The organism is Rheinheimera sediminis, assembly GCF_004005375.1.
In the GTDB taxonomy this organism is placed as follows: Bacteria; Pseudomonadota; Gammaproteobacteria; order Enterobacterales; family Alteromonadaceae; genus Pararheinheimera.
In genome coordinates this window covers 26,105-51,569 of sequence record NZ_RZUF01000007.1, presented here as the reverse complement: position 1 = coordinate 51,569, position 25,465 = coordinate 26,105, and the positions used below count along the sequence as shown (strand labels likewise).

20 protein-coding genes are annotated in these 25,465 nt (G+C 47.0%); 10 read left to right on the top strand and 10 right to left on the bottom strand.

What is annotated here, in order from left to right; translation table 11 throughout:
- The first annotated feature begins 296 nt into the window (after nt 1–296).
- Nucleotides 297–3,167 carry a S8 family serine peptidase gene (locus EMM73_RS06060; RefSeq protein ID WP_127685559.1) on the top strand — a complete coding sequence of 957 codons (2,871 nt, stop codon included), beginning with the start codon at nt 297–299 and terminating at the stop codon, nt 3,165–3,167.
- 11 nt (nt 3,168–3,178) lie between these two features.
- Nucleotides 3,179–3,736 (top strand): hypothetical protein, encoded by a 558-nt coding sequence (locus tag EMM73_RS06055; protein WP_127685558.1) that lies wholly within the window; start codon nt 3,179–3,181, stop codon nt 3,734–3,736.
- A 123-nt stretch (nt 3,737–3,859) separates the two neighbouring features.
- Here the strand turns inward: EMM73_RS06055 and EMM73_RS06050 are convergent, their stop codons facing one another.
- Nucleotides 3,860–4,534 (bottom strand): NADPH-dependent F420 reductase, encoded by a 675-nt coding sequence (locus tag EMM73_RS06050; RefSeq protein WP_127685557.1) that lies wholly within the window; start codon nt 4,532–4,534, stop codon nt 3,860–3,862.
- Nucleotides 4,535–4,579: 45 nt separating this feature from the next.
- A complete protein-coding gene (locus EMM73_RS06045; RefSeq protein WP_222422610.1) occupies nt 4,580–5,455 on the bottom strand; it encodes a pirin family protein in 876 nt (291 codons plus the stop codon).
- A 95-nt stretch (nt 5,456–5,550) separates the two neighbouring features.
- Between EMM73_RS06045 and EMM73_RS06040 the strand changes: the two genes are divergently transcribed.
- Entirely contained in the window at nt 5,551–6,438 is an 888-nt protein-coding gene (locus EMM73_RS06040) for a LysR family transcriptional regulator (RefSeq protein WP_127685556.1), read from the top strand.
- Between the two features lie 36 nt (nt 6,439–6,474).
- On the opposite strand, the gene EMM73_RS06035 is transcribed toward EMM73_RS06040, so the two are convergent.
- Nucleotides 6,475–7,368, bottom strand: coding sequence for a LysR family transcriptional regulator (locus tag EMM73_RS06035; protein WP_127685555.1), 894 nt, complete (start codon nt 7,366–7,368; stop codon nt 6,475–6,477).
- Between the two features lie 122 nt (nt 7,369–7,490).
- Here EMM73_RS06035 and EMM73_RS06030 point away from each other — a divergent pair, with 122 nt between their 5' ends.
- From EMM73_RS06030 to EMM73_RS06020, 3 genes are all read left to right on the top strand, one after another.
- Entirely contained in the window at nt 7,491–8,138 is a 648-nt protein-coding gene (locus EMM73_RS06030; protein WP_127685554.1) for a DsbA family protein, read from the top strand.
- A gap of 61 nt (nt 8,139–8,199) precedes the next feature.
- Nucleotides 8,200–9,084, top strand: coding sequence for an MBL fold metallo-hydrolase (locus EMM73_RS06025; protein WP_127685553.1), 885 nt, complete (start codon nt 8,200–8,202; stop codon nt 9,082–9,084).
- 97 nt (nt 9,085–9,181) lie between these two features.
- Complete coding sequence (locus tag EMM73_RS06020; RefSeq protein WP_222422609.1) at nt 9,182–9,697, top strand: nuclear transport factor 2 family protein; 516 nt, start codon at nt 9,182–9,184, stop codon at nt 9,695–9,697.
- A 45-nt stretch (nt 9,698–9,742) separates the two neighbouring features.
- On the opposite strand, the gene EMM73_RS06015 is transcribed toward EMM73_RS06020, so the two are convergent.
- Nucleotides 9,743–11,434 (bottom strand): GMC oxidoreductase, encoded by a 1,692-nt coding sequence (locus EMM73_RS06015; protein ID WP_127685552.1) that lies wholly within the window; start codon nt 11,432–11,434, stop codon nt 9,743–9,745.
- A 213-nt stretch (nt 11,435–11,647) separates the two neighbouring features.
- On the opposite strand from EMM73_RS06015, the gene EMM73_RS06010 reads away from it, so the two are divergent.
- Nucleotides 11,648–12,565 (top strand): family 43 glycosylhydrolase, encoded by a 918-nt coding sequence (locus EMM73_RS06010; protein ID WP_127685551.1) that lies wholly within the window; start codon nt 11,648–11,650, stop codon nt 12,563–12,565.
- A gap of 42 nt (nt 12,566–12,607) precedes the next feature.
- Here the strand turns inward: EMM73_RS06010 and EMM73_RS06005 are convergent, their stop codons facing one another.
- The 6 genes from EMM73_RS06005 to manD all read right to left on the bottom strand — a co-directional run bounded on the left by EMM73_RS06005 (nt 12,608) and on the right by manD (nt 21,315).
- Nucleotides 12,608–15,304, bottom strand: coding sequence for a TonB-dependent receptor (locus EMM73_RS06005; RefSeq protein WP_127685550.1), 2,697 nt, complete (start codon nt 15,302–15,304; stop codon nt 12,608–12,610).
- Between the two features lie 358 nt (nt 15,305–15,662).
- Entirely contained in the window at nt 15,663–16,886 is a 1,224-nt protein-coding gene (locus tag EMM73_RS06000; protein ID WP_222422608.1) for a sugar MFS transporter, read from the bottom strand.
- A gap of 12 nt (nt 16,887–16,898) precedes the next feature.
- Nucleotides 16,899–18,098: an AGE family epimerase/isomerase gene (locus tag EMM73_RS05995; RefSeq protein ID WP_127685549.1), complete on the bottom strand. Its 1,200-nt coding sequence runs from the start codon at nt 18,096–18,098 to the stop codon at nt 16,899–16,901.
- A 10-nt stretch (nt 18,099–18,108) separates the two neighbouring features.
- Entirely contained in the window at nt 18,109–19,080 is a 972-nt protein-coding gene (locus EMM73_RS05990) for a carbohydrate kinase family protein (protein WP_127685548.1), read from the bottom strand.
- The gene (locus EMM73_RS05985; protein ID WP_127685547.1) at nt 19,077–20,051 is read right to left on the bottom strand and encodes a sugar kinase; all 975 of its coding nucleotides are present in this window, start codon (nt 20,049–20,051) and stop codon (nt 19,077–19,079) included. Before EMM73_RS05985 ends, EMM73_RS05990 begins: the two co-directional genes overlap by 4 nt.
- A 55-nt stretch (nt 20,052–20,106) precedes the next feature.
- On the bottom strand, nt 20,107–21,315 hold the full coding sequence (gene manD / locus EMM73_RS05980; RefSeq protein WP_127685546.1) for a D-mannonate dehydratase ManD: 1,209 nt from the start codon (nt 21,313–21,315) through the stop codon (nt 20,107–20,109).
- A 179-nt stretch (nt 21,316–21,494) separates the two neighbouring features.
- Between manD and EMM73_RS05975 the strand changes: the two genes are divergently transcribed.
- The 3 genes from EMM73_RS05975 to EMM73_RS05965 all read left to right on the top strand — a co-directional run bounded on the left by EMM73_RS05975 (nt 21,495) and on the right by EMM73_RS05965 (nt 25,429).
- Nucleotides 21,495–22,232, top strand: a complete 738-nt coding sequence (locus EMM73_RS05975; protein WP_127685545.1) for a FadR/GntR family transcriptional regulator — start codon at nt 21,495–21,497, stop codon at nt 22,230–22,232.
- A 102-nt stretch (nt 22,233–22,334) separates the two neighbouring features.
- Entirely contained in the window at nt 22,335–24,755 is a 2,421-nt protein-coding gene (locus EMM73_RS05970) for a GH92 family glycosyl hydrolase (RefSeq protein WP_222422607.1), read from the top strand.
- Nucleotides 24,752–25,429 carry an HAD-IA family hydrolase gene (locus tag EMM73_RS05965; RefSeq protein ID WP_127685544.1) on the top strand — a complete coding sequence of 226 codons (678 nt, stop codon included), beginning with the start codon at nt 24,752–24,754 and terminating at the stop codon, nt 25,427–25,429. Before EMM73_RS05970 ends, EMM73_RS05965 begins: the two co-directional genes overlap by 4 nt.
- The last annotated feature ends 36 nt before the right edge of the window (nt 25,430–25,465 follow it).

Genomic DNA, 25,465 nt, shown 5'->3' with positions numbered 1-25,465 from the left:
GCCCAAACAAAAAACTAATAAAATTATATTAATCAATAACATAACAACAACTTTTTACAGGTGAAAAATAAGACGCTATCTCCATCAAATCTCCACAAATGCCCAACCTTATCTCCACGTTCAACTGGCAGAATCATGAAATGAAGCTGTTTGAGTTTGTTTATTAAACCGTCAAATACAGTATTCATGTTGTACTTTTTAAATCCAGGTCATGCAGGCCCATTCTGATTTTTGCTGAAGTGGCCCGATGAAAACTAGAAAAACAATTAAAACAATTGCATTTGGAGTAATCTAAAGTGAATAAACGCAAACTTAAACTCAGCGGCTTAGCCAGCGCTGTAGCCCTGACGCTCAGCGGCTGTGGTGGTGATGGGCCAGCGAACCTGGCACCCACAGCTCAGGCTGTTAGTATTGATAAAGTGCGTAATTGGCAATCTGTACAAGGCAGTTTTAGTGTCGCCGATGCCAATAGCGATCCACTGACACTATCGGCTATCAGTGAGAACAATGTAGTGATCAGCCCGGTTGGGGGTGTTTACACCTTGCAAAATGGCCTGCTCAGTGTTTCAGGTACCACGTTTTCCTACTTCCCAATCAAAGATGCGGCTACAACTTTTAGCTATACCATCAGTGATGGTCATTTGTCTGCCACCTCAACCGTAAGTATTGCTTTACCTGATTCTGATCCTCTGACTTATCAGCAATGGCATTTACAGAATACAGGGCAAAAAGCATATTCACAAAACAGAGAAGCTATCCGGGCCTTTCTGATTGACAATCAAAAGTACACAGAAGAGAAAGCCGACGCTTGGCTCAGCATAAATGTGCCTGAAAATGCCAGTGTTCCAGGCGAGGACATGAACGTAAGCTCAGCCTTTGCTCAAGGTATAACAGGTGAAGGCAGCATTGCTGTTGTTGTTGATTCAGGCCTTGAACTTGAACATGAAGATTTAGCCGCCAATATTTTACCTAACCGTTCCTTAAACATGATCAAAGGCGCAATTCACGTCACAGATCCAACGTCAACGTCTGAGCTGGGCGATCACGGCACCAGCGTGGCAGGCTTAATTGCAGCTGTTGGCTGGAATGGTCTGGGCGGACGTGGCGTAGCGCCTGACGCCAAACTCATTGGTATGAATTTCCTGCAACAACAAACCGACTTAACTTATGCGATTAGCCATGGCGTTGGCGGCAGTGGCTTAAGTGTTGCTGACCCTGTTGCTGTGTTTAATCGCAGCTACGGTTTCAGCTATCCTGCTTTAGAGTCCAGTGATCAAATTGGCGAAGCCTTACAGAAATACTCTGCCACTGTCTTGCGAAACGGTTTAGGTGCCGTGAATACAAAAGCAAGCGGCAACAGTTTTCGCAACGCCGGTGTGACATGGGCAGGTTCGGTGTGTAATAACGCAAGAGAATTAGGCTTAACCTGCCTGAACTCAAACTTCGAGGCAGCACAAACTACGCCTTACTATATCTCTGTAGGAGCCGTAAACGCCGACGGCACACATAGCAGTTACTCAACTGCAGGGGCAAACTTGTTTGTATCAGCACCAGCGGGTGAATACGGCGATGTAGAACCTGCCATGGTCACGACCGATCAGATGACATGCTTGAGAGGCTACAGTGGCTTTCCGTATATTCAGGCAGGTACATCACCTGCTGCAGACAGAGCTTTTACGCCATTTATTTACCCAGGCCATGCTGAAAACCTGAACTGCAATTACACCAGCACCTTCAATGGAACTTCATCTGCAGCCCCTAATGCTGCTGGTGTTGTTGCGTTGATCCTCAGTGCAAACCCTGACTTGTCTTATCGTGAAGTAAAGGACATTCTGGTCAAAACGAGTACCAAGGTTGATGCAGAAAACAAACCCGTCGTGATCAATCTGGAGCCCACCGATCCTAACCCGATCCCCAGCCCTGCGACTTACTGGCAAGACAATTTCAATTCAAATCAACTTGATTCAGGTTGGACGCTGGCAGACAACGATGGTGACAACTACAACTGGGGCGTTATACAAGAATTGGGCCCTGATATGTCTCCGACTGGCACGCCCTTTTTGACTTCTACATCTTATACTCAATTGGATGGCGTAGGACATATACACCCTGACAACTGGGCAATCACGCCAGGGATTAGCCTTCAAGGCTTACGCCCCGGTGAAGTTGCAGAACTGAGCTGGGATGTAAACATCGGTTCCTACACACCAGTGCCCAATAATGAAAACTATGCCGTCTACATTTCCTTTGCACCTATCCCTGGACTGATGGAAAGATCTGCTCCTGTTTACACCAAGCGAGATGTAGTAAACGGCAAAATCACGCTGGATATTACGCAATATGCAGAACAAACTATTTATATAGGTTTTCGACATTATGATATGAGAGAAGACGTAGACGTACCATTTAATGCATCACTGGGTATTGATAATATCAAAGTAGCGACCAGACCCGTCGAACCTGTCAATCCAGACCCAGGTACCAAGGATTCGATTGGAAGCTATACAGCTCATGCTGGCTGGGTTAAAAACGCAGCTGGGCATTCTTTCAATACTCTGTATGGTTTTGGCAGGGTAAATGCTGGAGAAGCTGTCAAAATGGCGAAAAGCTACGCCAGTCCTTTGCCAGCAGAAGTAACCACAGGATGGATAAATGCCGGTACAAGGGCTGATGAAGATTCTTTGGCTTTGGAAATTCTTGATAACGACACAAAAGGCGTAATTCATACCATTCAGGTTGATGAAAATGTAACTATTGAGTCTGCCCAGTTTGCTTTCGATGTTGCGAACAGTGAATTAACTTATTTTTCCTGGCCAGCTCAAACGACTGCGGGTATCGATCTCGCCGTGGAAGTGACATCACCTGCCGGTACCAAGAGCATACTGCTGTCGTCCAGACAGGCTATCATCGAACCAGCCTTTGATGCCCAGGGCTACCAACAGGGGTATATAATGAAAAATACCATTCTTTTATCGAATGCATTTTATGGAGAAAATGCAAAAGGTAGCTGGACAGTTCGCTTGCTTGATACCAACGGAGCAGATATTCCGGATACCAATGCCACTGGTGATGTATCCACGGTAGAAGCAAGATGGCCAAGGGGTTATCGAAACAATAGTGAGAATTCAGTTCTTGAAGGCTGGGGCATCCAGGTAACTGGTCATTAAAGGAGTGTAAAATGAATCTTATTAAAACAACCTTAACAGGGCTGGCACTGTTGTCTGTAGTCTCAGTTCACGCTCAATCTGCGCGTGAACTTTTGGGGCTATCACCAAATCAGATGGATGGAAAGATGCCTTCCAGAGTAATAGACCCGAACTTAAAAACCTATGGCGTGTATACGCTACAGCCAAAACTGGTTGCCTTGCCTCAATCACTGGCAAGTCGCTCTGCTGCAAGTCAAGAACTAGGCAACTTTACCCTGGTTGCAACTGACGCGGGGAATAAAGCCATTGAAGAGTTCCGAAAAAACGCAGTGGTGCAAAACCGCATCACCGGAGAATTAGGAGTTGTCACTGGCAACCTGACGATACTTCTGAAAGAAGGAGTCAGCATCCAGCAACTGGAGCAGCAATTTGGTTTTACTACTATAGAATCGGCTGAAAAAACAGGAGTTTATATTGTTCAACCGAGCAAAGAGCAGAACCTGCTACCAATACGTGAGCAGGTAGAACGTTCTGGTCTGATTAAAGTCGTAAGACTGGATATTCTGGAAAAAAAATACACAAATCAGTAGAGGACGAGACAAACTCTCTTCTATGAAGTGAAACCTGAGCCTCGTTTAAAAACGAGGCTTTTTTAGTTAAAAAATCTAAGCCTTTTGAATGCTACACACTCATCTGACATCTAACCTGTTGAGTTAAATTTTAATAAAGTTATGTGTCGCCAAAGCGCCAAAAGGCAATTCCATTAAGCGGCCCCCCGTGTCAAGCGACCCCAAATCCACAGCAAAATAACCACAAGCTTCCAGCAAGTTGCGAACTTCAGCTTTGGCTGCTAGATCATCACCCGAATAGAACAACGTACGTTTTCCGCCAGATACGTCTGGCTCTGGCAGCACTGCAACATCCAGATGGTTAAAGGCTTTCACCAGTCTTGCTCCCGGCACTAAATCACGGACTACGCTACTTGATGATTTACCATCTAAATCAATAGCTTTAATGCCATAAGCCGCCAACGGGTTGGTTGGATCTTTAGCCTCAGCAGAATTCGGGTCTAAAAACAGTACCGGATTGGTGCCATCTATCACAATACGATTATTCCAGGCTGGCAAACTGGCTAACAACGATTCAATAGCCACCCAAGGCACTGCAACCAACACTATATCCGCTTGCGCAGCCTGTTCCAGCGTACCGGCTGTGATAGTTGGACCCAGTTCTTTGACCCGCGCAGATAAAGACTCTGGACCAGATCTGTTGGCGATAATGGCCGAAACACCTTTGTTTGCCAAAGCACGTGCCACGTTAGAGCCAAGGGCTCCAGAACCTAAAATACCAATACTCATTTTACTCTCCTGATGGATGGGGCAATTCATGTCATACCGTCAGCGTCAGAGCCCCTGTATCTGACGAGTGATAAATCAGATCGTCAGTTCCGGCCTTTTAAGCGCAACTCTGTGCCAATACGTCGTATTTTCGCCTTTTGCAAGCGCCTTCTGGCTGGTATGCACTGAATAGGGCCCCATCACCAGTGGATGCGGGTGTGGGATAGCTGCGCCAAACACAAAAGATGCGGCCCCCTGAGCCATCAACGTAATAGCCGTTTCAGAGGCAGCAAACACCACCATCTCACCTTGGCGTACAGCGGTAGTGCCTGTTAAATTGCCTTTGTATATGGCTAACCAGGCGACTGTTTGACCGGATTCTGGCTGATAGTGCCAAACCTCGCCATTCTGCAGCTGTACATGGTAATAATTCACCCCAGCGGTAAATTCAATCGGGCTTTTTGTAGCCTGATACTGCCCTAACAAGATAGAAACAGGTCCCACAACCGTTATCTCAGAAGGGTCTATATTCTTGCTTTGGGCCGGTGCATTTTCCTCATGTTCAGGCAATGCCATCCAGAGTTGAAACATCTCCATTGGTGTTTCGCCTGAAATTCCGCCATCGTGCCAGACACCATTGCCGGCTTTCATCCACTCTAACCCAGCCGTCTTCACCACACCGGTTTCACCCGTTGTATCAGCAAAGAGGATTTCGCCCTTGATAGGCAAGGACAAAGTGGCAATACCAGAATGCAGATGCATACCAAATAACTTGGCTTTTGATGCTGGCAATACACCATAATCAAGAAACACAAATGGCTTGATCAGGTGACCTAGATCAGACGGACTGACCAGACGAGTGATGGGTCCTCTGGTGATGCCGAAAGTACGGGCTACAACAGAGCGCTTGTGCTCTATAGCTGATGTGGCTTCAGTCATTTGAAAGTTTTGCTGCTGCATCACAGTGTTCATCATTTGCTCCTGTGTGGATGGAGCAAACTATAACCAATAGAAAAACATCAAAATAGCCTATATTATTAGATAAAAACCATCTGGAATTTAGATACATGTTGGACGCAGTTACCCTGGATCAACTTCGAACTTTTGTTGCCGCAGCAGAACAAGGCAGCTTTTCAGCCGCGGGTCGCAAGATTAAGCGGGCACAGTCTGTCGTTAGCCATACCCTCGCCAACCTCGAACTGCAATTGGGCGTCACGCTTTTTGATCGTAGCAGCAGATACCCGCAGCTTACTCAGGCAGGAGCCGCTTTGTTGATCGACGCAAAAGCCGTTATTGATAGTATGGATTTGTTAAAAGCCAGAGCCCATTCATTATCTGAAGGGCTGGAACCCGAATTGTCGGTCGCTGTTGATGTGATGTTTCCAATGGACACTCTGACCTGCGCTGTGGGTTACTGTAAACAGCATTTCGAACACACACCACTGCGGCTTTATGTCGAAGCTTTGGGTGGTGTTACACAACAGGTGATGGATGGTACTTGCAGACTGGGTATTATTGGCTCGCTGCCGACTGTACCGGATGAGCTGACCGTCGAGCCGCTGAGTAACATACAGTTTGTCACTGTGGTCTCCCCTGCTCATGCTTTAGCACGGCAGCCTCTTGAGATCACGGCAGAGGAGCTGAGCCGTCATGTGCAGTTAATTCTGACAGACCGTACCAGCCTTTCAAATGGCCGCACTTTTGGTGTGATGTCAGCGCTGACCTGGCGTTTGGCCGATCTTGGCGCTAAACATGCGTTTTTAAAAGCAGGTTTTGGCTGGGGTCATATGCCAAAACATATGGTGGAAAAAGACATAACTGACGGACTGTTGGTGTCACTAACACTACAAAACATGCCTGCAGCAGCCATGTATTTAACCACCAAGATTGTTTATCGCAAAGATGCTCCACCAGGCCCCGCCGGCAGAGCCTTTATTTCACAGCTAAAAAATTAAACAGCTTTGATAGCTGTTGAAACAGTAAAACAGCGCTCAGGTTTCTGCCTGTTCAAAGTATGGAACCAGCCGATCGATAAAAGTTCTTAATGCCAGAGATTGGTGCTTTCTGGAGCGGTAGACCGCATAAATACCCAGCGAAACTGGTTGGTAGTTTGGTAATACTATTACAAGTTTTCTCTCATCGAGCAATGCTTGCACAGCATATAGTGGCTGTAGAGAAATACCCCGGCTGTTCAGCGCTGAGTGCAGCAACAAGGACGATTCATTTGCGCTATAATTGCCTGATACTGCTGCAACCACAGGCTGTTCGTCTTTGATGAAATGCCACAGGCTTTTACCAAAATTGGAATAGATTAAACAGTTAAGAGAGGCCAAATCATCGGGGTAGACAGGATAACCATGGTCTTTTAAATAACCTTCTGTCGCGCATAATACAGAGCGGCACACCCCAAGCGGGCGAGCAATCAGATTCGGGTCTAATTCATTGGTAATACGAATAGCTAAATCTATTCTATCTTCCACCAGATGAGTTACCTGATTACTGACATGCAGATCAATACGTACTCTGGGGTAATCATCTAAAAAGGCATTCACCACCTCAGGCAATAGATCTTCAGCAATAAATTGCGAACAGGAAATACGAATAGTACCTTCGGGCACAGCCACCAGATTTTGCTCTACAGGTGTAGCAACCTCTTTGGCTAGATCCAGCAAAGAACGGCAATGACTAAAGGCTTTTTCACCGGCTACAGTTAACGTCAGCTTGCGGGTAGATCTGTGTACTAACTGAGCATTGGCCCACTGCTCCATTTCTGCCAGATAACGTGTAACCATAGAGCGTGACATATCCAAAGCCTGAGCTGCTCCGACTAAACTGCCCTGCTCCACAATACATACAAAGACTTCAGCCGCTTTTATTCTGTCCATCTGCTTCACTATATGTTCGTTTTATGCAACTAACTATTGCCATTTTTAGGGTTTATTGCAAGGTATTTGCAACATACACTTTGCAGCAATTGATACATCTGTTGCTTTGACTGGAAAACGAAATGAACACTCTACATTTTATAATGGACCCACAGTGTGGCTGGTGTTATGCCGCGGCACCGCTGATTGATGTACTGACTGAATTGACCGAGCTAAGTATTAAAATCCATAGTGGCGGTTTATTTTCAGGGGTGAATAAAGGCCCCGTCACCAGCGAATTTCATCAGCAAATGAAGGAAAGCGACAAACGAATAATGGCGTTAACTGGGCAGCAGTTTAGCAACAATTATTACTCAACACTATTTGCTGAAAAAGATCGCGTTCTCGACTCCGACACACCAATTAGTGCTCTGCTGGCAGCCGAATTTTTAGGTATTCAACCTTTGCCCATGTTGCACACTATGCAAAAAGCTCAGTTTATCGATGGTCGTTCTATGTCAGATATAAACAACCTCAGCCTTATTGCGACAGAGCTAGGGGCTGAAACAAAAAGTTTCCTAAACGCATTGGCATATTTTTTCGGTAACAAAACTAACCAGCATATAGCAAAAACCCGGCAGCTGATGCGTGCTCTTGGTGGCAAGGGCTATCCATTCTTCGTGTTAGCACATAAAGACGGCAGTTTAACTCCATTGGACCATAGCGGTTTTTACAGCACGCCTGAATTATGGTCTGCCTATGTCAAGCAAAAGCTGCAAAACAACAGCTAACCAGTGGGTACACCACTTTCACTTAAACCCAAGTTCAACCATTCACTATTCAGAGGTAATTATGAAATTTTTATCCAAATTAGTTCAGGCAAGTGCTTTATCAGGCATGGTCGCACTGTCAGCCAATGCAGTAGGAGCAACCTTAGAAACCACTGTATTTAATCCACAGGACAAAAGCACTTTCCCAGTCAGTTCAGTATTAATTACCGGCAAAACTGAAGCCATATTAGTAGACGCCCAGTTTCAGCGCAATGACGCTTTATCGCTAGTCGAGTTGATTAAACAATCCGGTAAAAAACTGACCACTATTTATATCAGTCATGGCGATCCGGATTTTTACTTTGGTCTGGATGTGATCACAGCAGCTTATCCGGATGCCAAAGTACTGGCCTCAGCACCAACGCAAAGCTACATTAAAAAATCTATGGATGGTAAAAAAGCCTACTGGGGACCGATACTGAAAGAAAATGCGCCACAAAAGCTGGTCGTGCCTGATGTGCTTCAAGGTGACACCTTATGGGTTGATGGTGAACAAGTAAAAGTAGTAGGTCTTGATGGCCACGATCCTAAACATAGCTTTGTCTGGGTTCCGTCCAGCAAAACTGTACTGGGAGGTGTGGTAGTGTTTGGCAATATGCATGTGTTTTTAGCCGACACTCAAACCCCTGAATCTCGTCAAAAGTGGTACAAAACCTTGAATGGGATTGAGCAATTAAAGCCAGAGACTGTGATCCCAGGTCACTTCTTGGGTGACAAGCCTCTGACTTTACAGGCTGTGAACTTTACTCATCAGTACATACAGGATTTTGAGGCTGCAGCCGCCAGTTCAGCCAATTCTGCTGAACTGGTGGCAAAAATGAAAAAGAACTACCCGACCATTGGTGGTGACAGCATATTGGGCTTAAGCGCTAAGGTCATTATGGGCGAAATGAAATGGGGCCAATAACCTAAGCAATAAAGCATGGGTAACACTTTTTGGGCTATGTCAGCACAAACCATTAGCCCAAAAAGTGCTCTGTAAACTTAAGTTCAGGGGCGACAGTATGAGCTCGAAACAACAGCAGTTAAGCGCAACTATCATTCTGTTATTAATACTTCTACCGTCCGCAGTTTTTGCAAAACTTGTTGCTGCAGAACCAGTGAAAACAGTTTCACCAACAAAGAGCATATCCATGACTAATCTTGATATTGTAAGAAGTACGTATGAAGGTAAAAACTCGGAAGAAAATGGTAAAAATCTTCAACGTTTTATCACAGATGAAACTCTCTGGACAGAAGCCGCAGGTTTTCCATACGCCGGCACCTACCAGGGTTTTGCTGAGATCGAAAAACATGTCTTCGCTCGTTTAGGCAGTGAATGGATTAACTACAACTTTCAAGTGGAAGACTATGTGGCTGCTGGGGATAAAGTAGTGGCTTACGGCACTTATAGCGGCACCAATAAAACCAGCGGTAAATTTTTTAGCGCCAGAGTGGCTCATCTTTGGCAACTAAAAGATGGCAAGATAAAAAGCTTTGAGCAATTTGTCGATAGCAAAACAGTTAGAGACGCCATGTAACTAGCATCCAGATGAAATAGCCCAGTTAAGGGCTATTTCAATAAACTACAGCTCGCCTTTTTTTAAGGCTTCTACAGCAAAATGGGCCGCCCTTGCTGTTAATGCCATATAAGTCAGGGATGGATTGACACAAGAAGCTGAAGTCATACAGGCGCCATCAGTGACAAACACATTCAGCGCATCCCACACTTGATTATTGCCATTCAGCACTGAAGTTTTTGGGTCTCGTCCCATACGGGCTGTGCCCATTTCATGAATGCCCTGCCCCGGATTGTAGCCCCGGTCAAAGCCCTGTACATTCTTTAAACCCACAGCTTCAAAGATCTCCACAGCATCCTGCATCATATCTTTACGCATGCGGATTTCATTGTCTTTGAGTTCGACTTCGATCGCCAGTACAGGCAAACCCCATTTGTCTTTCACTTTAGGATCCAGGTAAATTCGGTTGTCATGATGAGGCAACATCTCACCAAAACCGCCCATGCCTATGGTCCAGTGCCCGGGTTCCGTCAGCGCTTGTTTTAAATCCAGGCCAATACTCATTTCCGCTATATCACGACGCCAGTCTTGCCGGCTGGCCCTGCCCTGATATCCAAAACCGCGCAGATAGTCTCTTTTGTCAGAACCCCAGTTGCGAAATCTCGGTACATAAAATCCGGTTGGACGCCGGCCAAAATAATAGCTGTCGAGATAACCTTCCACTTCAGCCACAGCCCCGGTGTTCAGATGATGATCCATCACATTACGACCTAAAGCATTACTGCTGCTTCCCAGTCCTTCAGGCCAGATATCAGTAGCGGAATTCATCAAAATCCAAGTCGTATTAAAAGAAGAGGCGTTTAAGAAAATGATTTTGCTGGTGAATTCATAGGTCTGCAGGGTTTCACTGTCCAGCACTTCGACACCTCGGGCCCGCTTTTTGTCTTGGTCGTACAATACTTGCGTAACAATAGAATAAGGCCGCACTGTTAAATTACCGGTTTTCACTGCGGCAGGCAGCGTAGCAGACTGAGTACTGAAATAGGCACCAAAAGGACAACCCAACCAGCATTTGGCTCTGTACTGACAGTTCACCCTATTTTGTTCAGGTTTAGCTTCGGTGATATTAGCGGTGCGGCCACAAATCAAATGACGTGAACCGCTAAAGGTCTTTTTAATACGTGCAGCTATGTCTTTTTCTACGATATTCAGCTCAATCGCTGGCAGATAATTACCATCCGGCAGTACATCCAAACCGTCTCTGCTGCCAGAGATACCCGCAAAACCCTCGACATAGTCGTACCAGGGAGCCAGATCGGCGTAACGAATAGGCCAATCCACCGCTATACCCTCTTTGGCATTAGCCAAAAAATCCTGTTCATTCAGCCTATAACTCTGTCTACCCCATAACAAGGAGCGCCCGCCCATCTGGTAACCGCGGTACCAGTCAAAGCGTTTTTTCTCGACATAAGGTGAGTCTTTTTCATTCGCCCACATGCCAAAGGTGCTTTCATTTAACGGGTAATCCCGTTTTAGCACAGGATAATCCTGCTTCATCTGCTCTGTAGCTTTGTCACGATGTGGGTAATCCCAGGCCTCTTTAAAGGCATTGGGGTAGTCTTTAATATGCTCCAGCGGACGACCGCGCTCCAGCAGTAAAACTTTTAAGCCTTTTTCTGTCAGCTCTTTGGCAGCCCAGCCGCCACTGATCCCCGAGCCCACCACTATCGCGTCGTAATGATTTTGAGAAACTGCCATTGGTATTCACCTGCTGTGTCTGCTGTCGGCTTTAGTACGAACAGTGCGTTTAAATATGAAAAGGAACATATTTTAATTAAACAAAAAATCATCAAGGAAGATAACCAAACAACAGCCAACCAGTCAACAAAAACAGACACAGCATTCTCTTTCGATAGAAAATACTATATAAATAGTTTAATTTAAACCATGAATTAACTATGGGCTATTTTTATGAAGATGAACTACCTACTATCATATTCGGCCATGCTGGCTTTAATGCCTGTTTGTGCAGAAAACATTGTATCTAAACGTTTTAGTGCCGATCCATCTGTACATTTTTTTAATAATAAATTTTATATCTATGCCACCAATGATCAGGATAACAGTGGTAGCTACTGGGACTCGACGGACTGGCGGTTATTTTCTTCCGCCGACTTAAAAAGTTGGCAGGATGAAGGCTCATTTTTGGATATTTCTGTGTTTTCCTGGGCAGGAAAAACCGCCAAAGCCTGGGCTCCCGGCGCAATTGAGCGCAACGGCAAGTTTTATTTTTTCGCCCCAGTCGGCGGCAAGCAGATTGGGGTTGCGGTCAGTGATCAACCTTTTACAGGTTTTAAAGACCCGCTGGGTAAACCTTTAGTTGAAACGCCACGTGACCAGAATGCAGGCGCTGAACCTATAGATCCTATGGTGTTTGTGGATAAAGACGACCAGAGCTACTTATATTTTGGCACCCGCATTCCAAAAGTGGTGAAATTAAAACAAAGCATGCTGGAGCTGAATGGAGAAATTCAGGACATTATTATTGAGGGACTTCCTGAGGCTGATACAAAAAAGAAATACGGAGAAGCACCTTACCTGCATGAACATAATGGTGTGTATTATTTTACTTTTTCAACCGGCTGGCCTGGACAAATTGTTTATGCCACCGGCAATAACCCTATGGGGCCTTTCAATTATCGTGGTGTTGTATTAGATTACTTACCTATATCAACCAATCATCAGGCTATTATAGAAAAAGATGGAAAAACATATTTCTTTTACCATGATGGTTCTTTGGCTGGTGGTGGTGATCATAAAAGAGTTATACGTTTTACAGAGTTACATTATGAAAAAGATGGTTCTATACTACCTATAACAATCAAATAAAAAAATAAGAGGGTCAGAGCAAAAAGCTCTGACCCAAGCACATCAAAACTTATAAGCCATACCTATCATGTAAGTGCGACCACTAGTGGTGGTGTTGTACAGACGGTCATTCGAATCGCTGTATTGCTCCTCGCGCTGATTAGTCAGGTTAATAGCTTCAATGCTCAGCTTTAAAGCTTCACTTACTTTGTAAAACGCAGAGAAATCTATGTAGGTTGTTGCATGGAAACCACTTTCATCATGATCACGCAAGCCACCTTCAACCGAGTTGATGTAATCGCTACGATGCGCACCGGCGACGCGTCCACCCCAGGTATCAGTCTCGTAGTAGAACGTCAGGTTATAGCTTTGTTTCGACAAACCAGGGAAGCTTTTCACTTGGTCTTGGCCTGTACCCTGTACGTTGCGATACAAAGTGGTTCCATCTACCCAAGTATAGTTGGCAATCATACCCATTTGATTAAACGGCGCTGGTAAAAAGTCGAAATCACGCTGGAATGCCAGTTCTGCTCCTTTGATCGTTGATGAATCAGAGTTCTGTGGCGACGTGATATCAAACAGTGAATCTACAGTGGCACCGTTTGGCAGCAAGCTTTCCGGCAGACCCATTTCGCTGAACTTTTTAGTTTCTACTTCAGTAACTATAAAGTTTTCAATGTCTTTCCAGAATACCGCAGCAGACAAGGAACCTACTCCCTCAAAGTACTGCTCCAGCGCGACATCAAAGTTGGTGGATTCAAAAGGTTCCAAATCTGGATTACCAATAGTGATTTTACCCACTTCACCCGGTGAACCTGTCATCTGAGCTACATTCGCAGAAACAGATATGGCATCCAGTGACGGACGAGTCAGGTTTTGACTGGCACCAAAACGTAATAGCAACTCGTCATCCAGCTCATACACCAGGTTCAAAGTGGGTAATACACCAGAATAATCACGCTCTATGGTAACATTTTGACCTTGTGACACACCTTTAGAGGTCAGTGTAGTTTTGTAATAACGAGCGCCAATGCTACCACGCAGCGTTTTACCACCGACCATCGAATCCCAACTGTACTGGCTATAAAAGCTACTGGTTTGTTCTTCCACAGTGTAAGAATTGGTCTGAATAATTCTGTCTTCGCCCAATGCCAAATCATGGATACCGTAAAACTTCTGCAATTCATCCACATCAGCCTGAACCCAAGAAATATAAGGATGGCCTGAATACACATTAGTCACTGCTTCAGAAATAGTTTTTACGCCATTATTCAAAGGTGTTGCTTTGTTTTCGACATAGCCGGCATCCTCACGCCTATTGCCACTATTGCCAAACTTTTTATAGTTTGCGCCGAAGCTGATAATTCCAGCATCATCTAATGAGTAATCAAAATCCACTTTGCCGTTGTCAAAGTCGGTTGCTATGTAATCTTCTCTGAAGTAAATATCTTTCACTGTCCAGCCCGCTATAGCGGCTGGGTCAAAATCATAACTATGCTGTCCGTAAAAACGGTCCACTGTGTAGTCTGTAGTTATGCCACCCCGTCTGGTCAGATTCACTTTATCAACTTTAGGCTGGTCATAGTCGGAAGAGCTGGTACCTAACTGAAATTTCATACCCAACTTGTCGCTGATTTGCCAGTCGGTAGTAAAGGTAAGCTGATTAAACACAGATTCATTGTAGTCAGAGCGATTCTCAGTTCGGATTGTAGAGTTACTGAAGGTTGCCTTCATTACTTCCAAATCACCATTGTTATCAACGTAATCCAGCGCTTCAATACGTCCTAAGGCAGTGCTGCTTGAACCACCTGTCGACAGGTGGTGTTCGTCCAATGTATTCTCTAAGCGACCATGCATCAGATCCAGTGCAAACTTCAGATCATTGCTTGGACGGTATTGCAGGGCTGTGGTTAAGCCCAAACGCTCTTGATCATTGTTCCAGACTGAATAGCGGTTACCACGGGCAAACCATAACTCGCCAGCCGCAGCTTTTGCAGCTGTATCAGGGTCTACTGAATCACTAATACCATTGGTCGCTCGCACCTGACGCCACCGGTAAGTGTTAGAGCCATATTCACTGGAGTTTTTTTGGCTAAAAGCGACAGAAGCCAAAGCACCAAAATCACCCCAGGTATTAGAAATCATGCCTGCGATACGTGGATTGCTTTCCTCTGCATTAGTGTTGGTACCTAAACTACCTGCCACAGCCCCTTGAAAACCATCGTAATCAAAAGGCTTGGCTGTACGTAAATTGACTGTACCGCCTATGCCACCCTCTTCCTGATCGGCTGAATAAGATTTTTTCACGTCGATTTGGTTAAACAATTCAGACGCAAAAATATTAAAGTCAAAAGCACGCGAACGACCTACTGCGCCGCGGCTGTCCATAGGTGATGATGACGTCCCCAACGCCTCCATCCCATTCACCTGCACCCGAGTAAAATCCGGGCCTAAGCCACGTAATGAGATTTGACGGCCTTCCCCCCCTTCACGGGTGATTGCAACACCTGGCACCCGTTGCAGCGAATCTGCCAGATTTAAATCCGGAAAATCGGCAATATCTTCGGCAACTATGGAATCCTGAGCAATCATCGCCTCACGTTTTAAATCTTTGGCTTTAATGACTGAACTACGAAAGCCTTTTACTTCGATCACTTCTGTATCAGCTTCCTTTTCCTGCGCTATTGCAGTGCTTTGGAAGCCTGCTGTCAGTGTGCTGAGTACAGCCAGCGACAGTGCTGTTTTTTTATAATTTTTCATGTCTACCCCTGTTTATTTTTTTCTAGCAACCTAACTTAGTCAATTAATGACACCGGTGTCAATACGTTGATCGATTTTTATTCTGTTTTTCTAATAAACACCTGTTTTACGTGAAATGGCTCGATAAACACTTTGCCACCAGAGTAGAAAACCCCAACTTCACCAGAGCAATAAAAATATTTACAATCAATGATTTAACAATAAACTTCAGCAACCATAAGCTAAGATTAAATGAAACTTCCCCGCTGTTCCGATGACGATAACTTATGCCAACAGCCGATAATTGACACCGGTATCAACAGTGCTTTTCGTCAGCCTGTATCGATATAGATCTGGCTGTACAACCAAATTTACAGAATCAGCGAGTTTTTGAACCAACCAGCGCATACCAGGCGATGTAAAGATAACAACAAGCCGGCACCAGAAAGCTCCACTGCACAGAGGTCAAATCAGCAGCAACACCCTGCACTAGTGGCACTATGGCCCCACCTACTATGCCCTGACACAAATAGCCTGAAGCCCGGCCTGTATGCTGGCCAAGACCACGGATAGCCAGGGTAAAAATGGTTGGAAACATGATGGAATTAAAAAAGCCAACTGCCAGAATAGTCCACATGGCGAAGCTACCACTGCTGTTCACCGCTAGCAGGATCATGGCGATAGCTAACACTGAATTCAGGGCCAGTAAGCGGGTGGGTTTGATAAAGCGCATCAGGCCAGCGCCAACAAAACGTCCGACCATAGCAGCGCCCCAGTAATAAGACACCATAGCGCCAGCCGTAACTTCGGTCATGCCGCCGATCCCCAGCTGTAAAAACAGATTCACCAGATAACTGCCAATAGCCACTTCAGCGCCGACATACAAAAAGATCGCCAGCACGCCAAATTTCAGCTGTGGAAAACGCCCTATGCTAAAGCCTCCCGTCTGTTGTTCTGCAGCAGATAGCTGGATATCCGGCAATCGAAGCCGGTAAAACACCAGCGCTGTGACCACCAAAGCGCAGGCCAACAACAGATAAGGCAGTTGCACCGACTTGGCAGAACCCGCCTCCCCTGTTGCCGCCAGAATAAGCACAGCGCCAAATAAAGGCCCGGCCGTATGTCCTACCGAGTTGACAGCCTGGGCCAGGCTTAACCGACTGGCTGCATGTTGCTCGTCACCCAGTACGGCCACATAAGGGTTAGCCGACACCTGCAACACAGTGATACCGGACGCCAGAACAAATAACGCCACTAAAAAAAAGCTGTACAACCCTAGTTCAGCGGCTGGATAAAACAGGCAACAGCCACCCGCAATAATTAATAAACCGGTCAGAATGCCATTTCTGTAACCCACTTTTTCCAGCAAGCGGCCAGCAAAGGGCGACACAATAAAATAAGCACCAAAAAAGCAGAACTGCACCAAAGCCGCCTGCAGGTAACTTAAGGAAAAAGCACCTTTCAGATAAGGCAACAAAATGTCGTTCAGCGCAGTAATAAAACCCCAGATAAAAAACAATGACGTCATAGCCCAAAAGGCAAAACGCCCATTAAACTGGCCTGAAGTTTCGCCTGCCACAGCAGCCGATGAATGAATTTGCATAAAAAACCTCTGTTATGCCATAGCCGCCAGTGCATCAAAACAGGCACACAAGGTGTGGTAATCACACTTAGCTCCGGCACTGCTTTTTTCATTGGAGTATTTGCGGTTGTCCCTTGTCAGCAGGCGAAACCAGGCGCCGTATTGATGGTCAACAAAATGTTGCCAGCTGTATGTCCACAATTGCTCATAGGCCTGCAGATACTTAGGCTCTGCTTTTTGTTGATAGAGCAAAGCGGCAGCGGCAAAACTTTCGGCCTGCACCCAGAAATATTTGTCGTCATCACACCAGTTGCCTTGTGGGTCGTAGCCGTAAATCAAGCCGCCGTGCTCTGAGTCCCATGCCGCAGCAAAAGCGCGGTCAAACAGGCTACAGGCCTTTTCAACCAAAGCTGCATCAGGCGAAAAACGGTGAATTTGCAGCAGTAATTTGCTCCACTCGGTCTGATGGCCAGGCTGGAAGCCCCAAGGGCGGTACAAGTTTTTAGGGTCAGCTTTGTTGTAATCCCAGTCGGGCTGGAACTGCACATCGTAATGCTCCCATACCAAACCGTCGGTCAGACTGGCTTGACGTACTGTGATGTTGTGAGCAATTTGCTTGGCTCTTGCCAGATAATGCGCTTCACCTGTGGCGTCATAAGCGGCAATCATGGCTTCGCACAAATGCATATTGGCGTTCTGGCCGCGGTACGAACTCAACACCCCCGCAGCGCTGATTTCGTCGGCATACAAGCCAAATTCTTCCTGCCAGAAGCGTTGTTGCAATAGCTCGAAGGTTTCCGCCAATTTGGCCGCTCTGTCTGCCACTCCGGCTTTATGCACTGCGGCATAGGCCAATAACACAAAGGCATAGCCATAAGCCTGCTGGGTCATATCCAGCGGCTGATGGTCTTGTAAAGTCCATGCATATGTTCGAGTTTCAGCCTGCCAGTGCACGGTTTCCAGGTAGTTCAGACCATGTAAGGCATACTCCATGTAACGGGGTTCTTTCAGGACTTGACTGGCACGCGCATAGTTGACAATCAGCCGGGTACTGCTGACCAATTGGCGAAAACCCGGATTAAACAGCGCACCATTATCCAGATAGTTATGGAAAAAGCCGCCTTTGGGGTCTATCACTCGTGGATCGTAAAAAGACAAAATATCGCGGCAATGCGACAGCAAAAACTCTGTGCTGTACGTTGTTGTTAAAGCGGGAATAGTTGGGTCGTGCATCATAGGTTCCTTAGTGATCTGCAGCAGTTGTGACATCAGCCAGCACGGGCAAAGCCGGAAAGGCTCCTGGTCTGGTTACAGCAAAAGCGCCACAGCGGGCTGCGAAATTCAGTGTTGTTACAACATCAGCATTCGACTGACAAAAGCTATCTAAATCATCCAACTGACAAAGCTGATACAACAAACCACCACTAAAAGCGTCACCCCCGCAAGTGGTATCCACCACCTGAACTTGCGGTACGACCAAGATGCCACTGCCATAGCGGCTGAAGTACTGCAGTGGTTTATCGTCGTGCGTAATCACCACCAGTTGTGCTTTATGGCCCAGTAGTTGCTGCACATAAGCAGGAATATCCATGCTAGTGTCATTGAGTAAATACAGCATTTCGTCCAAAGAGAATTTCAGAATATCGGCTTGTGCGACAAAACGGCGCACTACGTCAGCATTGGCGCTACCGTCAGCCCAGAGGTTATGACGTAAATTGACATCAAAGCTCAGCCAGAGTCCATGGCTTTTGGCCTGGCGCAACAGCTCAGCTGTCACTTCCGCTATAGCAGGTTCTACCAGCGTGTTGCTGCAAAAATGCAGTACTTTAGCTTGTTCAAACAGCTGCGGAGTAATTTGTGTTTTACTGAACAACAAATCAGCCGAAGCATCACGGTAAAAAGAAAAACTGCGCTCGCCTTTATCATCATGGGCAACAAAAGCCAAAGCCGTTTTGGCTGTGGCATGCTGCGCCAGCGCACTGGTGTCGACGCCATAATGCTGCAAGGCAGCTTTCAGAAAATCACCAAATAAGTCGCGCCCGACCTGCCCGACAAAACTGGCGTTGCCGCCTAATTTGGCCACTGCCACTGCAGCATTGGCTGGAGCACCGCCGGGATATTGGCCGAATTGAGGTAAAGTTAAGCCATCCAAGAGCAGGCTTTGACCACTGATAAAATCGATCAGTGCTTCACCAAAACAAATCACTTTGTTCATACAGAATTCCCACTTTTTGCTGTTTGTGGCGGCAACCCCAGTTGCTGTAGCTGTTGTCTCAACGCAGGCCAAACCACATCGGGTAAAATAGCGCCCTGATGCTGCACCACCAGACTCGCTGCAGAGTGAGCAATCTCTATGGCCACGGCAGCTTCCAAACCTTGTTGCAAAGCAGCAATCAAAGCGCCGCTAAAGGCATCGCCAGCCCCTGTTGCATCCAGCATCTGTTCACTGAATTGCAGACTGAACTGACTCAAGGTGCCTGCTTCAAGCCAAAACACCAGTTGGTCTGCGGTCAGGCAAATCACAGGGGAAGATACAGGGAGCAAACTTTGCAATTGCTCAAGAGCTTGGGTCAGACTGTCACAACCCCAGATAGACAGACAATCGTCCAGACTTGGCAGAAAATAATCGCAGTGCAGTAAAGCCGCTTGATAACACAGCAGCTTGTCGTCGCGGCCCAGCCATAAAGCCGCACGAAAATTTGTATCAAAACAAACCCGGCCACCGCGACTTTGCAGCTGCTGTAAAAATGTTAACCAACGCGACAACACCACATCGCTCATCAGCGCCAGCGTAATACCGCTCCAATAAACATCAGTGCATTGGCTGATGGCCTGCAGCAACTGTTCAAACAATACTTCGGACTGAAAAGCTTGCCGCGCCGCAGACTGCTGGCGCCAATAGCTAAAACTACGTTCGCCATTGGCACTGTTGCTGATGCAATACAACCCGGGCTGCTGCGCTTTTAAGGTCAGTACCGCAGCGTTATTCAGGCCATGCTGTTGCATGGCCTGACGAATTTCAGTGCTGAAGCTGTCATCACCCAAAGCTGTGGCATAACAGACGTCAGCGCCCATCAGGCTGAGCATCACTGCGGTGTTGTAGGTATCACCAGCAACACCAGAGCGGTATAGACCGGCTCCGGCCGGAGCCAGTTCAATCATCACCTCGCCCAGCACGGCAATCATAGGTTGCCCCGCTGTGGCAGCAATAAAGTTGAACAGTCCATGCAGCTCATACGGCTTACCAGTTAAACATGGTGCCGTCTTCTAACCGGTTGACCGGCAGATAAGCACGTTGGTACGGGTATTTGGCAGCTAAAGCTTCATCGATATCGACACCATGGCCCGGTGTTTCACCAATTTTCAGATAGCCCTGATCAAAGTGGTAGTCATGCGGGAACACGGCATCCGTTTCCGGTGTATGACGCATATATTCCTGAATACCAAAGTTCGGCACCCAGGTATCAAAGTGCAGCGCAGCGCCCATAGTGACAGGACTTAAATCGGTGGCACCATGGAAACCGGTACGGACATGGTACAGCTCGGCCAGATGGGCAATACGGCGTAAATGCGTGATACCGCCACCGTGCACTATGGTGGTTCGGATATAGTCAATCAGCTGTTCGCTGATCAGTTGCTGGCAATCATGAATAGACGCAAACACCTCACCCACAGCTATTGGAGTGGTGGTGTGATGACGGAACAAGCGGAAGCCTTCCTGCAGCTCAGCAGGCACAGCATCTTCCAGCCAGAATAATTTGTAGGGTTCTAACGACTTACCCAGTTGCGCCGCTTCAATAGGCGTTAAACGATGATGGGTGTCGTGTAATAAGTGATGCTCAAAACCGTAGGTATCGCGCAGCGTTTCAAACAGTTTAGGCACAGAGTTTAAATACTTGCTGGTCGACCACAGGTTTTCGGTCGGCAGATTGCCGTCTGCTGGTTCGTAATACATTTTATCGCCAGACACACCATAAGTACTGGCAAGGCCTGGCACGCCGGTTTGAGCACGGATCGCTTTGTAGCCCATATCAATATAACGGCCTACTTCAGCGACGGTTTCGGCGATATCACGGCCATTGGCATGACCATACACCATCACACCATCGCGGCTGCGACCACCCAACAGCTGATACAACGGCATATTGGCGGCTTTGGCTTTAATGTCCCACAAGGCCACGTCGATAGCGGCAATAGCAGTCATCCCGACAGGGCCACGACGCCAGTACGCACCACGATAAAAAAACTGCCAGATATCTTCGATACGGCTGGCATCACGGCCAATCAGACAAGGGATCAGGTGATCCTGTAAATAACTGGCGACGGCCAGCTCACGACCATTGAGGGTCGCATCACCTATGCCATACAGGCCTTGATCTGTGGTGATTTTAATAGTGACAAAGTTCCTGCCCGGGCAGGTGACAATAACTTTTGCATCAATAATTTTCATATATTTCCCTAAATTTAAACCAACTTAACTGCTAACCTGGTAGTCATTTTGACCGCCAGGCTTGAATTGTGCTGGTCGACAGACTAAATTGGTCAGGCCTATTGATTAACACTAACATTTGGTCCGTCCAATTTGCAATATTAAATATTTGGACAGACCAAAATAAATTTGAAGCCAAGATGACACAAATAACAGACTCAGCACTGAAGCTCAGTACAGAACGCAGCCAGGGGCATAGCCCACGCCTTTATTTATCAATCGCCGACAAGTTGGCGCAAAACATCGCCAAAGGTGAATTAAATACAGGCGATCGGCTGCCAGCCGAACGTGATTTAGCTCAGTTGTATGATGTGAGCCGTCAGACGGTGCGTGAAGCACTGATCGCGCTGGAAGTATCAGGGCTGGTTGAAATCAAACCTGGTTCAGGGGTTTATGTACTGAAATCTGCTGCATTGAAAAGCTCTATTTTGGCCGACGACGCGCCAGGTCCATTGGAAATAATGGAAGCCCGCTTGTTGGTGGAAGGTGATGCAGCAGCATTAGCTGCAGAGCGCATCAGTAATGAAGAGTTGTTAAAACTCAAAGCCTATTTAAACCAGATGATCGCTTTGGTCGCCGCACAAAAAACCGCTGAAGCAGAAGCTTTTGACGGCAAATTTCATCAGTTGATCGCCAGCGCCACCCGTAACAGCGCTTTGCAATCTATGGTGGAATGGCTCTGGACTTTACGGGAGTCGTCGGAAATCAGCAGATTGTTTGCTGAGAAAATCCGCCGTCAGGTGGCGGGCCCGAATATTCAGGCACACGAAAGAATTTATCAATGCTTAAGCCGCCGCGACGCAGCAGGCGCCAGAGCCGCGATGCAGGAGCATATAGCCCAAGTCACTGAAGCTTATATTTTGCTGATTGCGGACTAGATACTCCTACCAAACACAAATCCGGACAAGCCAGTATTGCAATTGGCCCGTCCAATTTGTTATACATAGGGCATCTTGCAGCGACTTTTAGTAAGGCACCTGATGACAGCCCTCTTTTCAACCCAGCCTCTGGCTATTCAACCTAAGCCTTGTTTTAGCGCAAAGCTTAGAACTACCAAGCTTCGCTCTGCCCTACTTACACTGATGCTGTGCTGTGGTCTGGTGCCAGTCACTGCAGCTGCAAGCAGAGAGCCTGTTGATTTGGTCTACCCCTACCTGGACAGCGCCAACAGCCGCTGGTTTTTCTTCAGCTCAGCCGCCCGGCCTTTTGGTATGGTCAGCTTATTTCCGGATACCGACATTGAAGGTGAATGGGGCAGCGGCTACCGTTATCATTCTAAACAAATCAAAGGCTTTAACCATATCCACGAATGGCAGCTGGCCGGTTTATCTGTGATGCCACTCTCTTCGACGCAAAAGCTGGAGCAGTTAAAAACCGATTATTATTCAGATTTTTCGCACAACGGCGAAAGGGTTCAGCCAGGTTTTCATCAACTGAAGCTGGACCGTTACCAGATAGAAGTGGCATTAACCGCTACCTCCAGAGTAGGTTTTCATCAGTATACCTACGCGGCTAACCAGCCCCAGCAGGTGCTGTTTCAGTTAGGCGGCGTAATGGGCCCATCACGCCTTGGCCATGCGCACGCCAACTTGCAAGGCGATGATGCTGTTGTTGGCTATATCACCAATCAGGGCACAGAGCGGCGCACTAAGCCGGTCAAAGTGTATTTTTATGCCCGCTTTAATCAGAAGGTGAAACAACTGGATGCCTGGCGTGGCAATATGCTGTTTCATAATGTCAGCGGTGTTGATGGCGATGATGCCGGCGTGGTTGTGACTCTGACAGGCAGCAGCCAGCCTACGCTGCTGAAAGTGGGTATTTCTTATGTATCAGTCGACAACGCCAGACTCAATGCCGACACCGAACTGCCGCACTGGGATTTTGCCAAAGTGCAGCAAGAAGCCAGGCAAGAATGGAATAACGCTTTAAGTCGCATCGCTATTAGCGGCGGCACTGAGCAGCAGCAACGCCGTTTTTACACTGACTTATGGCATTCACTGCAAGGCCGCCGCGCTGTCTCCGACGTGAACGGTCAGTACACCGACTTATCTGGCACTGAAGCTGTAATCCGGCAGTTACCATTGGATGCAGCTGGAAAACCTAAATTTAACCATCACAACTCGGATTCTTTCTGGGGTGCGCAGTGGACTATAGCTACCTTGTGGCCGCTGGCTTACCCACAAATTGCTGCCGATATGGGCAACAGCCTGCTGCAGTACGCCAAAGACGGTGGTTTTATTCCGCGTGGCCCATCCGGTGGTCAGGATACACTGGTGATGACAGGCGCACCTACGACGCCATTTTTAGTCTCGAACTATCAAAAAGGCTTGTATAAAAATCAACAGTATTTTGATATTCAGGCCGCTTACCAAGCGATGAAACATAACCATAGCATCGAAGGTGTGATGGCGCGCGCTGGTTACGAGCATTACAGCAGCACAGGCGGTGGCATGCAGTATTATCTGCAGCAGGGTTACATTCCCTACCCTCTGCCAGAAACTGAAAGTAACTACGGCAGTCACAGACGCGGCTCTGGCCAAACCTTAGAATATGCCTTTCAGGATCATGCGCTGGCGCAGCTGGCGACGGCTTTAGGCAAGGTAGAAGACGCAAAACTTTACAGCAAAAGAGCGCAAAACTACCGCAACCAGTTCGATAGCCAAACAGGTTATATGCGACCCCGTACTATCGACGGCAGCTGGCAAACGCCTTTTGACCCGCACGAGTACGAAAATGGTTTTGTTGAAGCCAACCCGGCTCAGGCAACCTGGTTTGTACCTCATGATATCAAGGGCCTGGCAGAGCTGATGGGTGGCAAAGACAAGCTGATAACCCGATTAGACCAAGACTTTAAAACGGCGCAAAAACAAGGCTTTACCTCAGGCACAGCCCATGCTCAGGAAACCCATGAAGAATACCGCCGCAGCCCTATTAACTACGGCAATCAGCCCAGTATGCAAACCGCTTTTATTTTCAGCGCGGCCGGAGCGCCATGGCTGACGCAGTATTGGTCCAGACAAATTGTTGATACTGTGTACAGCCATTTATCACCAGACCGTGGCTACAACGGCGATGAAGATCAGGGCCTGATGGGTAGTTTGTCGGTGCTGATGAAAATAGGCCTGTTTCAGCTGTCCGGAGGTGTCGAAGCCGATCCTGTTTATCAACTGGGCAGCCCGCTGTTTGATGAGGTCCGTATTCAGCTCGACCCAGCTTTTTATCCGGGCAAAGAGTTTAAAATTAAAACCCTGAATAACGGCAAAAACCGGCCTTATATCAGCGAAATCCGCTTAAATGGTAAAACTTTGCAACGCAGCTTTTTATACCATAGCGAAATTATTAACGGTGGGGAGCTGGTGCTAAAGATGTCTGATCAACCGAATAAAAACCGGACCCAATGAAGGCTATGGATCCCTGCCTGCTGTTTGACAGCGACGGCACCTTAGTCGATAGCGAAGGCTTGTGTAATCAGGCCTTAGCGCAGATTTTTTCCGATTATGGCGTGATACTTTCAGTACCAGAACTGATCCGGGATTATAGAGGTGGCCAACTGGCGGATATCTTCGACACACTGGCAAAACTGCACGGGGTTCGTTTAAAGGATGATACAGAACCTCGTTACCGCGCTTTAGTGCAGCAGCTATTTCAGGCCGAACTTAAAGCTGTAGCAGGTATAAAACCAGCCCTGCAGTTTTGTCAGCAGCAAGGCTGGCCTATGGCGGTGGTTAGCAATGGCCCCCGCTTTAAAGTACAACAGGCGCTGGAGCTATGTGACCTTGCTGAATTTTTTCACGACCCTGTTTCAGGATCAAAAGTCTTCAGTGCCTACGATATCCAGCGCTTTAAACCAGACCCGCAACTCTATCTGCACGCCGCAGCCAGCCTTGGCACAAAACCAGAGCATTGCGTGGTGATAGAAGATAGTCTGCCCGGCGTATTAGCAGGCCTGGCCGCTGGTATGCACACCTTGTTTTACAACATTCACGGTGAAACCAGCCCATCCGCTTTAGTGACAGAATTTCATGATATGAAGTTATTACCTGAGCTTTTGAATAGGCTTTGGTCGGAAATTTAGTTGCAGTTAAGCCATAGCAATAAATAAAAATCAGAA

Coding starts and splice junctions, on each gene's coding strand:
- EMM73_RS06055 (WP_127685558.1), top strand. CDS start 3,179: ATGAATCTTATTAAAACAACCTTAACAGGGCTGGCACTGTTGTCTGTA.
- EMM73_RS06050 (WP_127685557.1), bottom strand. CDS start 4,534: ATGAATTGCCCCATCCATCAGGAGAGTAAAATGAGTATTGGTATTTTA.
- EMM73_RS06045 (WP_222422610.1), bottom strand. CDS start 5,455: ATGAACACTGTGATGCAGCAGCAAAACTTTCAAATGACTGAAGCCACA.
- EMM73_RS06040 (WP_127685556.1), top strand. CDS start 5,551: ATGTTGGACGCAGTTACCCTGGATCAACTTCGAACTTTTGTTGCCGCA.
- EMM73_RS06035 (WP_127685555.1), bottom strand. CDS start 7,368: ATGGACAGAATAAAAGCGGCTGAAGTCTTTGTATGTATTGTGGAGCAG.
- EMM73_RS06030 (WP_127685554.1), top strand. CDS start 7,491: ATGAACACTCTACATTTTATAATGGACCCACAGTGTGGCTGGTGTTAT.
- EMM73_RS06025 (WP_127685553.1), top strand. CDS start 8,200: ATGAAATTTTTATCCAAATTAGTTCAGGCAAGTGCTTTATCAGGCATG.
- EMM73_RS06020 (WP_222422609.1), top strand. CDS start 9,182: ATGAGCTCGAAACAACAGCAGTTAAGCGCAACTATCATTCTGTTATTA.
- EMM73_RS06015 (WP_127685552.1), bottom strand. CDS start 11,434: ATGGCAGTTTCTCAAAATCATTACGACGCGATAGTGGTGGGCTCGGGG.
- EMM73_RS06010 (WP_127685551.1), top strand. CDS start 11,648: ATGAAGATGAACTACCTACTATCATATTCGGCCATGCTGGCTTTAATG.
- EMM73_RS06005 (WP_127685550.1), bottom strand. CDS start 15,304: ATGAAAAATTATAAAAAAACAGCACTGTCGCTGGCTGTACTCAGCACA.
- EMM73_RS06000 (WP_222422608.1), bottom strand. CDS start 16,886: ATGCAAATTCATTCATCGGCTGCTGTGGCAGGCGAAACTTCAGGCCAG.
- EMM73_RS05995 (WP_127685549.1), bottom strand. CDS start 18,098: ATGCACGACCCAACTATTCCCGCTTTAACAACAACGTACAGCACAGAG.
- EMM73_RS05990 (WP_127685548.1), bottom strand. CDS start 19,080: ATGAACAAAGTGATTTGTTTTGGTGAAGCACTGATCGATTTTATCAGT.
- EMM73_RS05985 (WP_127685547.1), bottom strand. CDS start 20,051: ATGATTGCCGTGCTGGGCGAGGTGATGATTGAACTGGCTCCGGCCGGA.
- manD (WP_127685546.1), bottom strand. CDS start 21,315: ATGAAAATTATTGATGCAAAAGTTATTGTCACCTGCCCGGGCAGGAAC.
- EMM73_RS05975 (WP_127685545.1), top strand. CDS start 21,495: ATGACACAAATAACAGACTCAGCACTGAAGCTCAGTACAGAACGCAGC.
- EMM73_RS05970 (WP_222422607.1), top strand. CDS start 22,335: ATGACAGCCCTCTTTTCAACCCAGCCTCTGGCTATTCAACCTAAGCCT.
- EMM73_RS05965 (WP_127685544.1), top strand. CDS start 24,752: ATGAAGGCTATGGATCCCTGCCTGCTGTTTGACAGCGACGGCACCTTA.